Origin of the sequence: Tsukamurella ocularis, from assembly GCF_965138335.1 — a bacterium.
Classification (GTDB): Bacteria; Actinomycetota; Actinomycetes; order Mycobacteriales; family Mycobacteriaceae; genus Tsukamurella; species Tsukamurella ocularis_A.
The window spans coordinates 15,415-28,472 of record NZ_CBCSDV010000002.1 but is presented as its reverse complement, the minus strand read 5'-3'; the positions used below and the strand labels follow the sequence as shown (position 1 = coordinate 28,472).

The window sequence follows — 13,058 nt, the reverse complement described above, 5'->3', positions numbered from 1 at the left end:
CACTCTGCCCGCCCACGTACCCGCTGCCATCCCTCCCCCGGCGAGCGACACGTCCCCCGTTCGGCGGACCCGCCGCCCTCCGCGATGTGCTGCAATGGGCGCATGAAGTCGCTCGGTCGGTCGTGGACGTCGGAGTACGCCGCGGTCCCCGCGATCGGCATCACCGTCGTCGGAGCGCTGTTGTGGGCCGCCGGCGGCTGGTCGGTGCGCGGCGAGGCGGAGGACTTCTATCCCTGGCAGGTGAAGTTCGGGCTCCTCTGCGGCGCGCTCGCCGTCCAACTCCTCGCGCGACACCGCCCCGCGCTCGCGTTCGCGCTCATGTTCGCTCTCGCGGCCTGGGACTTCCCGTTCGGCCCGTCGGTGGTCCTGTGGATCGCCTTCTCGGACGTCATCTACCTCGCGGTGGCCACCGGCTCCGATCGCCTGCGCGACGTGGTCTCGTGGACGGTGCTGGGCCTGACGCTCGTGCTCGGCGTCGGAGCGGCCACCCTCGGCGGGGTCAAGGGCGGCATCTACATGGTCCTCGTGCTGGTCGCCGTCCTCTGGTCGCCGATCGGGTACGGCCGCGCGGTCCTCGCCTACCGCAGGCTCGCGGAACTGGAACGGGACGAGAGCGAGGCCCGGCGCGCGACCGCGCTCGCGGACGAGCGGCGCCGCCTCGCGCGGGAGTTGCACGACACCGTCGCCGGGCACCTGTCCGCGGTCGCGATCCTCGCCGACGCCGCACAGCGCACGCCCGAGAATCCGGCGGTGCTGCAGTCGATCCGGTCCGGGAGCCTCGCCGCCCTCGAGGAGATGCGCGCGACGATCAACCTACTCACCTCGCCCGACGACGCCGCCGTGCGCACGACCCTGGAATCGCTGGAGCCGCTCATCGAGACCGCGGGGGCCGCGGGCGTGACCGTCCGGCTCGACCTTCCCGACGGTCCGCTGCCCACGGCCGCCGAGGCCGCGCTGACGCGGATCCTCGGAGAGGTCATCACGAACGCCACCAAACACGCCCCCGGCGCCGAGCTGGAGGTCGCCGTCGACGCCGACCGGGAGGCCCTGACCATGACCGCCACCAATGCCCTGCCCCGCGCGGGCTGGACGAAGGGATCCGGGGACGGCCTGCGCAACATCGCCTTTCGCGCGGAATCCATCGGAGGCTCGGCGACCGCCGGCACGCACGAGGGCTCCTGGGTGGTCCGGGCGACGATCCCGATGGAGGTGGCGCGGTGACCGCCACCGTCGTCCTCGCGGACGATCACGCGGCGATCCGGGCCGGCCTGCGGCTGCTGCTCGAGTCCACCGGGGAGGTGCGGGTCGTCGGCGAGGCTGCCGACGGCGCCGCCGCCCTGCGCCAGGCGCGGGCCCTCAAGCCGGACGTGGTCGTCATGGACGTGCGCATGCCGCGGGTCGACGGCCTCGCGGCGACGGCGTCGGTGGTGGCCGAGACCGACAGCGCGGTGCTGGTGCTGACGACCTTCGACCTCGATGAGTACGTGCTGGGCGCGCTCAGCGCCGGGGCCAGCGGCTTCCTGCTCAAATCCGCCGGGGGCGACGAACTGATCCGCGCCGTCCTGGCGGTCGCCGCGGGCGACGCCGTGCTCGACCCGAAGGTCACCCGCGCGGTGATCGCGGCGATCCCCCGGCCCGGCGCCGAGCCGGCCGCGGTGGATCTCAGCGGGCTGACGGACCGGGAGCGCGACGTTCTCGCGGGGCTGGGCGAGGGGCTGTCGAACCAGCAGATCGCGCGGCGCCTCGACATCGGGGAGGCGACGGTGAAGACCCACGTCTCCCGGGTGCTGATGAAGCTCGGGGTGCAGTCACGAGTGCAGGCCGCGGTCGTCGCCGCACAATCCGGTTTGAACTGACCCCTTGACCTCAACAATACTTCGGGTTGTCTGATGGATCCGTTCCAGAAAACGACACGAGGAGAGATCATGACCGCCATCGACACCGCCGCCCCGTCGACCTTCCGCCTGACCCGCACGACCGCCGTCCTCGGCGCCGTCGGGCTGTCCCTGCTCGTCAACCTCGCCCTGTGGCTCGTCGGCCTCGTCGCGGGCGGCGACTTCACCATGTCCGACGAGGCCGGCGTCCGCGCCTCGGTGGCCCCCGGCGGCGTCGTCCTCATGACGGTCGCGCCGCTCGCCGTGGGCATGACCGCCGCCGTGCTGCTCTCGAAGCTGTGGGCCCCGATCCTGCGGGTCGCCGCCGTGATCGGCGCCGCGGCGGCGCTGGGCACCATCGCCGGCACGCTGGCCGCCGATTTCGACGGCCCGTCCACCGTGATGCTCTCGCTGATGCACGTGGTGATCGCCGTGGTGCTGGTCGCCGCCCTGGAGGCCCTGTTCCGCCGCGTGCGCTGACCCCGGCGGCCGGTGCGGCCGTCGGCAGAGGATCCGTACCCTCACCCCCTCACCGGGTGAGGGTACGGATCCAGTCCCGGGTGGCGGCGGGGTCGATCACGTCGTCCAGCTCGAAGGTGGTGGCGGCGTGCAGTGCTCGGCCACGCTGGTACGCCAGTGCCAACAGCTGGTCGAAGAGCTCAGCCCGGGCCGCCTCGTCGGGCGCCGCGGCGAGCTCCTTGCTGAACCCGAGCCGCACCGCACCCTCCAGCCCCATGCCGCCGATCTCGCCGGTGGGCCAGGCGACGGTGAACTGCGGGGCGTGGAAGCTGCCGCCGGTCATCGCCATGGCGCCGAGCCCGTATCCCTTGCGCAGCACGATCACCCCGAGCGGCACCGTGAGCCGCGCGCCGAGCACGAACAGACGCGAGAACCGTCGCACGGTGGCCTGCTCCTCCGCCTCGGGACCGACCATGAAGCCCGGCGTGTCGCACAGCGAGATCACCGGGAGCCCGTGCGCCTGCGCGAGTTCGAGGAAGTCCGCGAGCTTGTCCGCGGCCTCCGCGTCGATCGCGCCGCCCAGGTGGCGGGTGCTGTTGGCGATGAGCGCGTAGGGCTCGCCCTCGACCCGCACCAGCGCGGTGATGACGCCCACGCCGTAGTCGCGGCGCAGCTCCAGCGTCGAGTCCTCATCGACGATCGCGGCGATCGCGGTGCGGACGTCGTAGGCGCGCAACCGGTTCTCCGGCACCACGTGGCGGGCGCGCCGCGGGTCCGGCGCGGTCCACGCATCGACGGGGCCCGCGAAGTAGCCGAGGTACCGGCGCGCGCGGTCGACGGCGTCGGCCTCGTCGTCGGCGACGACGTGCACGACCCCGTTGCGGCGCTGCACCTCCACGGGCCCGATGGCCTCGGGCGGGTATTCGCCGAGGCCGCCACCGGAGATCATGGCCGGGCCGCCCATCCCGAGGTTGGCGTCCGGGGTCGCGATGACGACGTCGCAGATCCCCGCGAGCGCCGCGTTGCCCGCGAAGCAGCGGCCCGAGACGACCGCGATGAGCGGCACCCGCCCGCGCAGCGCGCCGAGCGACCGGAAGGTGGGCACGTCGAGCCCCGCGACGATGTCGAGGTCCGTGTCGCCGGGGCGGCCCCCGCCGCCCTCCGCGAACAGCACGATGGGCACGCCCCGGCGCTGGGCCACGTCGATGAGCCGGTCGGTCTTGGCGTGGTTGCGCCACCCCTGGGTGCCGGCGAGCACCGTGTAGTCGTACGAGATCACCATCGCCTCGGCGCCGTCGATCGTCGCGAGCCCGCCGATGAGCCCGTCCGCCGCGCCCGTCGCGATGAGTTCCTCCTCGGAGCGGCGGGCCCGCTGCGCGGGCAGGAGCAGCGCACCGTACTCGGTGAAGCTGCCCGCGTCCACGAGGTCGTCGATGTTCTCACGGGCGGTGCGCCGGCCGATCTTCCGCCGCTTGGCCACGGCGTCGGGCCGGCCCTCGTCGAGCGTCACCCGGTGCCGCTCGCGCACCTCGTCGAGATCGCCCCGAGGGCGGTCGAGGTCCTCGGCCTCCCCGGCTGCAGCGCCCGGCTCCGTGCCGTTCGCTGGGAGGTAGGTCAGCAGCGGGGTGCCCGCGGTGACGGTCCGCCCGGGCGTCACGAGCACGTCGCCGACGGTGACGGGCACGGTCAGGACCTGCTCGTGCTCCATCTTCATCGCTTCGAGCACGACGAGGGCGGTGCCCGGCTCGGCCGCGGCGCCGGGCTCCGCGACGGCGACGACGGTGCCGGTCAGCGTCGCGACGAGCACATCGCCGTCGACGTCGACGTCGGCGGCGGCGGGCGCGGTGGTCCCGGTCGCGGGCACGAGGTCGCCGATCCGCCGCGCGAGGTACCCGGTGTCGACGGGGCCCGAACGGAATTCGGGGTCGGCGAGGACGGCGCGCAGCAGCGCGAGGTTGGTGCCGGGGCCGTCGATCACGAACTCCCCCAGCGCCGCGTCGGCCTTCGCGTAGGCGCGCGCCGGGGTGGCGGCCCGCACGATCACCTTCGCGAGCAGGGAGTCGTACCGCGCGGACGTGGTCAGGCCGGGGCGGCCGTAGTCGTCGACCCGGACGCCGGGGCCGGTCGGCGGCGTGTACCCGGCGAGGGTGCCGGCGGCGGGGAGGACGGTGCCGTCACGCTGCGGCAGCTCGAGGTTGACGCGGGCCTGCAGGGCGGTCCCGTGGGCCGCGGCGGGCGACCCCGTGACGGCCCCGCCGCGGCAGCCGACCGCGGGCGGCAGGCCGAGGGTGTCCAGGGGCGCGCCCTCGGCGATGGCCAGCTGCGCGGCCACCAGGTCGACGCCCGTCACCTCCTCGGTCACGGTGTGCTCCACCTGGATCCGGGGATTGACCTCGAGGAACACGGCGCCCGAGTCGCGGACCAGGAACTCGACGGTCGCGAGCCCGCGGTAGCCGGCGGCGGCGCACAGCCTGGCGGCGTGGCCGTGCAGCGCGGCGCGCAGGTCGTCGTCCAGCGCCGGCGCGGGGGCGATCTCGACGAGCTTCTGGTTGCGGCGCTGAACGCTGCAGTCACGGTCGCCGAGCGCGACGGCGGCGGTGCCGTCTCCGACGACCTGGATCTCGATGTGCCGGGCGCCGGTCTGGAGTTCCTCGGCGAACACCCGGCCGTCGCCGAAGCCCAGCTCGGCCTCGGAGACGCAGGCCCGATAGGCGGATTCGAGCTCCTCGTCGAACCGGGGGCCGGGGGCCACGGCGCGCATGCCGCGGCCCCCGCCGCCCGCGACGGCCTTGATCATCACGCCGGCCGGGCGGCCGGCGGCGAAGGCGCGCACCGTCGCGAAATCGACGCCGCCGTCCGTCGCGGCGGGCACCGGGACGCCGGCGGCGACGGCCGCGGCGCGGGCGGCCGCCTTGTCGCCGAAGGTGCGCAGGACCTCGGGATCGGGCCCGACGAACACGAGGGCCGCCGCCGCGCAATCGGTGGCGAAATCGGCGTTCTCCGCGAGGAAGCCGTAGCCGGGGTGCACGGCGTCGGCGCCGGTGCTCGTCGCGGCGGCGACGACCGCCGCGCGGTCCAGGTAGGCGGCGGGCCCGGAACCCGGGAGTGCGACGGCGTCGTCGGCCGCGGCGACGTGCGGCGTGTCGGCGTCGTCCGCGGCGTAGACGGCCACCGTCGGGATGCCGAGTTCCCGTGCCGTACGGATGATCCGCAGCGCGATCTCGCCGCGGTTGGCGATGAGCAGCTTCACTTCGACTCCCCCTCGGCCGCGATCTGCGCGGCCCGCTCGAACAGCACGCCCTTGCGCACCTTGCCCGTCGCCGTCATCGGCAGCGCGTCGACGACGACGAAGTCGGGCACCTTGTAGCCCGCCATGTTCTCTCGCGCCCACGCGGTCAACTCCGCGACGTCGACGGGGCCCGCCGAGACGACGAAGGCGAGCGGCACCTGCCCCTTGCGCGAGTCCGGCCGCGGCACCACCGAGACCGATCCGATCGCCGGGTGGTCCTTCAGCAGCGCCTCCACCTCGGACGGGAAGACCGACATGCCGTTCACCTTGATCATCTCCTTGGTCCGAGCGAGGTAGTGCACGGCGCCCCAGTCGTCGATCATGCCGACGTCGCCGGTGTGCAGCCAGCCGTGGCAGACCGCCTCCGCCGTGGCGTCGGGCCGGCGGTGGTAGCCGGTGAGGATCGATTCGCTGCGCACCACGATCTCGCCGGTGGCGCCGACGGGGACCGGCGCGCCCGCGGCGTCGACGACGAGGATGTCGGTGCCGGGCACGGGGAGTCCGCAGAAGACGGGATCGGCGGTGAGGTCGCGGTCGTCGTCCTGGAAGCCCAGGGTGAAGGTGTCGGCGGTGTGCGTCTCGGTCATGCCGTAGGAGGCCTCACGGAGGACACCGCCGGTGAGCGCGCGCCAGCGGGCGCGCAGTTCCGGGGTCAGCTTCAGCACGAAGGAGACGGCCAGCGGGTTGACCACGCTGCGGAAGGCGGCGCCGTCGAACCCTGGCAGCTCCATGAGCTCGACGTAGTTGTCGACCGTGGCGACCACGTCGGTCACCGCGTAGCGGGCGATGAGCGCGGCCGCGGCGGCCGGGTCCCAGCGGGTCATCAGCACGACCGTCTGGCCGTTGAGCAACGGTTTGAGGATCCCGAAATCCTCACCGGCGATCCAGAAGACGGGAAGGAAGTTCAGGCCGACGGGGCTGCTCTCCCCCACCTCGGTGCCGCCCGCGAGCGTCGCCGTCGCGGCGGTGTACGCCATGTGGCGCTGGGTGTGTTCGCAGCCCTTGGGCAGGCCGGTGGTGCCGCCGGTGTAGTTGAGCGCGGCGAGTGCGTCCGGGTCGGAATCCCGCGCCGGGGCGGGCCGGGCCGCGGCCACGCGGTGCCAGTCGCTGCGCGGATCGGACGCGGTGTCGAAGGGCGGCACGGCATCCGCGAGCGGCGCAGTCCCGGCGAGGAGGTCGCCGAGGGCGGTCGCGAGCACGGTGTGCACGGGCGTCTCGGCGCGCACCGACTCCACCAGGTCCAGCAGATCGGTCTGCGCCAGCAGCACCCCGACGCCGGCGTCGTCGAGCTCGTGCTGCAGTTCGCGCCCCTTGAGCAGCGGGTTGACCGGGACGTGGACGGCGCCGAGCTTGAGGATGCCGAGCATCGCGATGGCGAACTGCGGGCAGTTGCCGAGGTACACGCCGACCGCGTCGCCCGGGCGCACGCCAAGGTCCGCGAGCAGGCCCGCGAATCGATCGGAGAGTTCGTCGTACTCGGCGTAGGTGACCTCGCGGCCGTGGAAGGCGATGGCGACCGTCTCCGGCCGATGCCGGGCCCAGTGCCGGAGGTGCTCGACCATCGCGGGCGTCCCGGCCGGGTACTCGACGGTCCGCGGCACCTGCTCCGGCCAGTTCCGCAGGCGCAGCGCGCGGATCTCGTCGGCGGCGGCGTCGAGCGCTGCGGCGGGGCCGGTGGTGCGGTCGGTCATGGAGCTCCTTCGGTGCGTCGGCTCCGTCAGAAGCCGATCAGGCGTTCGGCGACGCGGATCTGATCCGCGACGAAGCGCTCGCGCGCGGCGGGGCTGTCGCGCGCCACGCGCTTCGCGCCGTGATGGATGGTGTCGTTGAGGATGGTGACCAGGACCGCCGGCGGCAGGCACAGGTCGACGGTGCCGGGATCGAGGGATTCGAGGTAGGCGGTGTAGCGGCGGTGCGTGCGCCGGGTGGTGCGGTCCCAGACCTCCGCGACGTCGTCGCGCACCGGCGCCATCGCGTCGAACAGGGCCACGAGGCCGCCGTTCGCGAAGACCGCGTCGGCGTACGCCCGCATGGTCGCGGCGATGACCTCGCGCGGCTCGTCGGTCTCGATGCCGTCGAGCATCTGTGTGGCCTCCAGCTCCGTGCCGATCCGGTCGACGAGGGCGAGGAGGATCTCGTCCTTCGAGCGGAAGTAGGCGTAGAACGTGGGCCGGGAGGTCTGCGCGCGGGCGGCGATGAGTTCCACCGTCGTCGCCGCGTAGCCGAGATCGTCGAAGCACTCGGCCGCCGCCCGGAGCAGTTCCTCCCGGCGGGCGCCGCCGGCGTCCTTGCGGGTCGCGCGGGCCCGTTCCTGCGATTCGCTGATCGTCACGCTCACGAGTCTGCTCGGCTCCGCTCGGACCTTCAAGGACGCCGGCGCCGGCTCACACCGACGCGGGGACGCCGGGCACCGCGTTCGGATCCTCGCGCACCGCCCTGCCGTTCGTCTCCTTGAGGAAGTAGGCACTGGCGAAGGTCACCAGGCCCATCGCAGCGAGGTAGACCGAGACGAACGTACTGGACTGGGTCTCCGCGATGATGGCGGTCATGATCAGCGGGGCCACGCCCGAGACGGCGACCGCCGCGAGCTGGTACGCCAGCGAGGCGCCCGAGTAGCGGATCCGCGGCTCGAACAGTTCCGCCATGAACGCGGCCAGCGGCCCGTAGGTCAGGGCCTGGCCGAAGCTGGAGACGAACATCGCGACCAGCAGGAGCCCGATGTTGGTGGTCTCCGCGAGCCAGAAGAACGGGAACGCCCAGGCGATGAGCACGGCGCCGCCGATCAGGATCAACGGCCGGCGGCCGACGCGGTCCGAGATCGCTCCGGCGATCATGATCACGACCGGCATCACGACGGAGGTGGCCAGCACGCACATCAGGATGGAGTTGCTGCTCATGCCCAGACCTCCGGCGGAGGGCTTCTTGCTGCCGTAGCTCACGAAGCCGGCGATCGAGACGTAGAACGCCGAGTTCGTTCCGGCGAGCAGGCCCGCGCCGAGCAGGATCTTGACCCAGTGCTTGCGGATCGCCTCGGAGAGCGGCGCGGCGGCGATCGCCTCCTTGCCGGCGTTCTTGGCGGCGACCTCCTGCTGCAGGGCGAGGAACTCGGGCGAGTCCTCGATCTTCTTGTGGATGTACATCACCACGGGCACCAGCACGGCGCTGGCCCAGAAGGGCACGCGCCAGCCCCAGCTGAGGAACGCGGCGTCGTCGAGGACGGTGTTCATCAGGATCATCATCACGTTGCCCAGCAGCAGCCCCAGGGGCACGCCCATCTGGCCGAAGGTCCCGGCGAAGCCCCGCTTCTTGGGGCCCGCGGACTCCGTGAGCAGCAGCACCACGCCGCCCCACTGGCCCCCGCACGCGAGGCCCTGCACGAAGCGCAGGGACACGAGCAGGATGGGCGCCAGCGAGCCGATCGCGCCCGCGGTGGGCAGGCAGCCGATGAGGAAGGTGGCCAGGCCCATCGCGGTGAGGCACCAGATCAGCATCGGCTTGCGGCCGATCTTGTCGCCGAAGTGCCCGGCGAGGATGCCGCCGAGCGGCCGGGCGATGAAGCCGACCGAGAAGGTCGCGAAGGCCATCAGCGTCCCCATCAGCGGCGACAGGTTCGGGAAGAAGACCTTGTCGAACACCAACGCGGCGGCGGTGCCGTAGATGAAGAAGTCGTACCACTCGATCGAGCTGCTGATCAGCCCGGCCGTGAGGAGTTTGCCGTGCGACTTCTTCACCGGTGCGACGGCACCGGGCTCGTGGGTCTGTGTCATGGATAGCCCTTCGGATGAGTTGTGATCCCCGACACAGAGAATGCTTGACGTTGACGTTGATGTCAACCGATTCCGCGAAATTGCTAAGCGTTTGCTTACGCAGCTGGGAGAAGGTTTCCACGGCTTCGGACCGTTCGGCGTCGGTCACGGCGCCCATCACGTACAAAGGGCACATGGCACTCCTCGAACCCGATTTCCCGTCCGCCAACGGCCGCGACACCGTCCGCGCCTGGATCTACTCACCCGTCCGGGAGCCCCGCGCGATCGTTCAGCTGATCCACGGCCTCGGGGAGCACTCGCGCCGGTATCTGCGCCTGATCACCGCGCTCCTCGACGCCGGCGTCGTGGTGGCCGCGGAGGACCACGCGGGACACGGGGCGACGGCGATGGGCTCGGGCGTGTGGGGCGACGCGGGCGAGGACGCCGCCCACGTGCTCGTCGCCGACGCCGCCACGCTCCGCGCGACGGTCCGGGACCTGCACCCGGGCCTGCCCTACATCGCCTTCGGGCACTCGATGGGCTCGATGATCGCCCGCGGGCTCGCCACGGCGCAGCCGGACGGGATCGACGGCCTGGTGCTGTGCGGAATCGCGGCGCAGATCGCCGGGATCGACGGTGTGGTCGACCGCGCCGCACTCGCCGCCGAGCCCGATCAGGCGGGCCCCGCGCCCGCGCACTACGTCGCGGAGCTGTTCGACGGCTTCGTCTCCCGGTTCGGCGACGGTGCCGGCCCCACCGACTGGGTGGCGCGGGACCCGGATGTGGTGCGCGACCATGCGGGCGACCCGTTCAACAACTTCGGCGCCCCGCTCTCGGCCCGGTTCCTGCGCGGCTTCATCGACCTGTACGACGCGGCGAACGGCGATGCCTTCTACGGCGCCCTCCGACCGCAGACGCCGGTGCTGATCCTCGCGGGCGACCAGGATCCGGTCACCAACTACGGCGAGGGCGCCTACCACGTGGCGAACGCCCTCGTCGCGTCCGGACACGCGGACGTCCGGACGCGCGTCTACCCCGGCGTGCGGCACGAGGTGCACAACGAGCCCGAGACCCGCGACGACGTGACCGCCGAGCTCCTCGCTTTCGTCGACCGGATCACAGCATGAGCGCGGCCCCGGCGGCGACCATCGCCGGGGCGCACGCCCGGCCGGTCACCGCGCGCGCAGCTCGCGCTTGAGGATCTTGCCGGTGCCGCCCTTGGGCAGCTCGGCGAGCAGGTGGATCTCGCGCGGGTACTTGTACGCGGCGAGGCGCTCCCGGCTGAACTCGGTGAGCGCGGCGGCGTCGGCGCTCGCGCCCGGTCGCAGCACGACGAAGGCGACGACCTCCTCCCCCAACCGATCGTCGGGGCGGCCCACGACGGCGGCCTCGACGACCTCGGGGTGGGCGTAGAGCACCTCCTCGACCTCGCGCGGGTACACGTTGTACCCGCCGCGGATCACGAGGTCCTTGAGCCGGTCGACGATGAAGAAGTAGCCGTCCTCGTCGCGGTAGCCCAGGTCCCCCGTGTGCAGCCACCCGTTGCGCAGCGCCTCGGCGGTGGCCTCGGGCCGCTTGTAGTAGCCCTTCATCACGTTGTGACCGCGGACCACGATCTCGCCGATGTTCTCCTCCCCCGGCGGGAGCTCGGCACCGTCGAGGTCGACGGCCCGCATCTGCACGCCCCAGATGGGCTTGCCGATCGAGAGGACCTTGCGCTGCTCGGCGCTGATGTTGAAGGTGGCGGTCGAGGCGGTCTCCGAGAGGCCGTAGCCCTCGAGGATCGCCAGGCCCGGGAACTTCTCCTCGAACGCCCGGATCACGCCGCCGGGGATCGACGCGCCGCCGGAGACGGCGGCCCGCAGGCTGGAGACGTCGCGGCCGGCGAGCTCGACGCCGAGGAGCGCCACGTACATCGTGGGCACGCCGGAGAGCACCGTGACCCGGCGGCGCGCGATGACGTCGACGACGGCCTCCGCCTCGAACCGGGGCACCAGCGCCACGGAACCGCCGTAGCGGACCGCGGCGTTGAGCACGCTGGACAGGCCGAAGACGTGGAACAGCGGCAGGGCACCGAGAGCGACGTCGTCGTCGCGCATCCCGAACAACTGCGGCGCGACGGTGCAGTTCATGTAGAGCTCGAAGTGGGTGAGCTCGGCCCCCTTCGGCCGCCCGGTGGTCCCCGAGGTGTAGAGCAGGACGGCGGTGTCGTCGGAGCTCGTCGGGTGGATCTCCCCGGTGTCCGCCTCGGCGAGCAGGTCGGCGAACGGCGCCGCACCCGACGGGGTCGGGGCGCCGAGCGAGACCACCACCACGTCGCGCACGCCCGCCTCGTCCGCACCGGCGAGCGCGGCCTCGGCGGAGAAGTCGGAGGCCACGAGCAGCTTCGCGTCGCTGTCGCCGAGGTGGTAGGCGATCTCCGGCGCGGTGAACAGCGGGTTGAGCGGCACCATCGTCAGGCCCGCCTTGAGGATCCCGAAATACGCGAGCACGAACTCCGGAAGGTTGGGCAGCTGGACGGCGACCTTGTCGCCGGGGACGAGGCCGCGGGCGAGCAGCGAGGCGGCGAGCCGCCCGGACTGCTCGTCGACCTCCCGGTAGCTGATCTCGCGGTCGCCGAAGAACAGGGCATGCGCGTCGGGCGCGGTCGTCGCCGACTCGCGCAGCATCGTCGCCAGGTTGAAGGACACGCCGCCTCACTCCCCCGCCAGGACGCGCCGCGGCACGTCGACCAGCATGGTGTCGATATGTTCCTGGGTGACACCGCGGTCGAGCACGTACGGGAAGACGTCGTCGAAGACGTGCGTGTAATGCCACTGGAGCATGCCCGCCTTGACGTTCGGGTCGATCCAGTCGATGTAGCAGGAGGCGTCCTGGGACAGCACGATCTTCTCGGCGTACCCGCGCCGCACCATCTCGATGAGCGTCTCGTTGCGCGCCTCGAACGTGGTCTCGAGATTGATGCCGAACCGGTCGAAGCCCAACGTGAAGCCGGCGTCGGCGAGGGCCGACAGGTGCTCGACGTCGGTGGAATCGCCGCTGTGCCCCAGCACGATCCGACTCGGGTCCACGCCCTCCTCGTCGCACATCACCCGCTTCACCACCAGGCCGGTCTCGGACCCCGGGTGCGTGTGCACGGTGATCGGCACGCCGGTGGCGTTGTGCGCCTTCGCGACCGCCCGCATCACCCGCTCCACGCCGTCGGTGAGCCCGTGGTGGTCGATCGCGCACTTGAGCATGCCCGCCTTCACCCCGGTCTCGCCGATGCCCTCGGTGATGTCGCGGACGAACATGTCCACCATGGGATCCGGGAAATCGATGCCGGTCATCGCCGTGAGCGCGGGGCCGCGGTACATGAAGTAGCGCGGCACGTCGCGGTAGGTGTAGACGCCCGTCGCCGCGACGATCCGCACCGGGGTGCGCTCGGCGATCCGCTGGATGCGCGGGAGGTAGCGGCCGAGGCCGACCACCGTGGGGTCGACGATGGTGCGCACCCCGGCGTCGTACGCCTTCTGCAGCTGCGCGACGGCGTCGTCCACGCGGGCATCCTCGTCGCCGAAGTCCTCCGGATAGTTCTGCTGGATGTCCGGGGTGAGCACGAAGACGTGTTCGTGCATGAGGGTGACGCCGAGGTCGGCGGCGTCGACGTCTCCGGTGACGGTGTGGACGACTCCCATGATTCCTTCTTCC

10 protein-coding genes are annotated in these 13,058 nt (G+C 72.3%); 4 read left to right on the top strand and 6 right to left on the bottom strand.

Annotated elements, in window-relative coordinates; genetic code table 11:
- The first annotated feature begins 102 nt into the window (after positions 1 to 102).
- The 3 genes from ACNAYW_RS02810 (at position 103) to ACNAYW_RS02800 (ending at position 2,354) form a co-directional block, all read left to right on the top strand.
- Positions 103 to 1,221 (top strand): sensor histidine kinase, encoded by a 1,119-nt coding sequence (locus ACNAYW_RS02810; RefSeq protein WP_415848244.1) that lies wholly within the window; start codon positions 103 to 105, stop codon positions 1,219 to 1,221.
- Positions 1,218 to 1,856 carry a response regulator gene (locus ACNAYW_RS02805; RefSeq protein ID WP_415848243.1) on the top strand — a complete coding sequence of 213 codons (639 nt, stop codon included), beginning with the start codon at positions 1,218 to 1,220 and terminating at the stop codon, positions 1,854 to 1,856. Before ACNAYW_RS02810 ends, ACNAYW_RS02805 begins: the two co-directional genes overlap by 4 nt.
- 69 nt (positions 1,857 to 1,925) lie before the next feature.
- Positions 1,926 to 2,354, top strand: coding sequence for a DUF6069 family protein (locus ACNAYW_RS02800; protein ID WP_415848242.1), 429 nt, complete (start codon positions 1,926 to 1,928; stop codon positions 2,352 to 2,354).
- Positions 2,355 to 2,403: 49 nt separating this feature from the next.
- Here ACNAYW_RS02800 and ACNAYW_RS02795 read toward each other — a convergent pair whose 3' ends face one another.
- The 4 genes from ACNAYW_RS02795 to ACNAYW_RS02780 are packed head-to-tail and all read right to left on the bottom strand — an operon-like array spanning position 2,404 to position 9,389.
- Positions 2,404 to 5,583 (bottom strand): acetyl-CoA carboxylase family protein, encoded by a 3,180-nt coding sequence (locus ACNAYW_RS02795; RefSeq protein WP_415848241.1) that lies wholly within the window; start codon positions 5,581 to 5,583, stop codon positions 2,404 to 2,406.
- Positions 5,580 to 7,313: an AMP-binding protein gene (locus ACNAYW_RS02790; RefSeq protein WP_415848240.1), complete on the bottom strand. Its 1,734-nt coding sequence runs from the start codon at positions 7,311 to 7,313 to the stop codon at positions 5,580 to 5,582. Before ACNAYW_RS02790 ends, ACNAYW_RS02795 begins: the two co-directional genes overlap by 4 nt.
- 26 nt (positions 7,314 to 7,339) lie before the next feature.
- Positions 7,340 to 7,954 carry a TetR/AcrR family transcriptional regulator gene (locus ACNAYW_RS02785; protein ID WP_415848239.1) on the bottom strand — a complete coding sequence of 205 codons (615 nt, stop codon included), beginning with the start codon at positions 7,952 to 7,954 and terminating at the stop codon, positions 7,340 to 7,342.
- Positions 7,955 to 8,006: 52 nt separating this feature from the next.
- Positions 8,007 to 9,389 (bottom strand): MFS transporter, encoded by a 1,383-nt coding sequence (locus ACNAYW_RS02780; protein ID WP_415848238.1) that lies wholly within the window; start codon positions 9,387 to 9,389, stop codon positions 8,007 to 8,009.
- 173 nt (positions 9,390 to 9,562) lie between these two features.
- Here ACNAYW_RS02780 and ACNAYW_RS02775 point away from each other — a divergent pair, with 173 nt between their 5' ends.
- Positions 9,563 to 10,495 (top strand): alpha/beta fold hydrolase, encoded by a 933-nt coding sequence (locus tag ACNAYW_RS02775; RefSeq protein WP_415848237.1) that lies wholly within the window; start codon positions 9,563 to 9,565, stop codon positions 10,493 to 10,495.
- A gap of 45 nt (positions 10,496 to 10,540) precedes the next feature.
- Here ACNAYW_RS02775 and ACNAYW_RS02770 read toward each other — a convergent pair whose 3' ends face one another.
- Both ACNAYW_RS02770 and ACNAYW_RS02765 read right to left on the bottom strand, forming a co-directional pair.
- Positions 10,541 to 12,058 (bottom strand): long-chain-fatty-acid--CoA ligase, encoded by a 1,518-nt coding sequence (locus ACNAYW_RS02770; RefSeq protein WP_415848236.1) that lies wholly within the window; start codon positions 12,056 to 12,058, stop codon positions 10,541 to 10,543.
- A gap of 6 nt (positions 12,059 to 12,064) precedes the next feature.
- Positions 12,065 to 13,045: a phosphotriesterase family protein gene (locus tag ACNAYW_RS02765; RefSeq protein ID WP_415848235.1), complete on the bottom strand. Its 981-nt coding sequence runs from the start codon at positions 13,043 to 13,045 to the stop codon at positions 12,065 to 12,067.
- Positions 13,046 to 13,058 lie beyond the last annotated feature (13 nt).

What these genes read in the sequence shown, in the direction of transcription:
- ACNAYW_RS02790 (WP_415848240.1), bottom strand. Translation starts at nt 7,313, where the DNA reads ATGACCGACCGCACCACCGGCCCCGCCGCAGCGCTCGACGCCGCCGCC.
- ACNAYW_RS02800 (WP_415848242.1), top strand. Translation starts at nt 1,926, where the DNA reads ATGACCGCCATCGACACCGCCGCCCCGTCGACCTTCCGCCTGACCCGC.
- ACNAYW_RS02765 (WP_415848235.1), bottom strand. Translation starts at nt 13,045, where the DNA reads ATGGGAGTCGTCCACACCGTCACCGGAGACGTCGACGCCGCCGACCTC.
- ACNAYW_RS02780 (WP_415848238.1), bottom strand. Translation starts at nt 9,389, where the DNA reads ATGACACAGACCCACGAGCCCGGTGCCGTCGCACCGGTGAAGAAGTCG.
- ACNAYW_RS02810 (WP_415848244.1), top strand. Translation starts at nt 103, where the DNA reads ATGAAGTCGCTCGGTCGGTCGTGGACGTCGGAGTACGCCGCGGTCCCC.
- ACNAYW_RS02775 (WP_415848237.1), top strand. Translation starts at nt 9,563, where the DNA reads ATGGCACTCCTCGAACCCGATTTCCCGTCCGCCAACGGCCGCGACACC.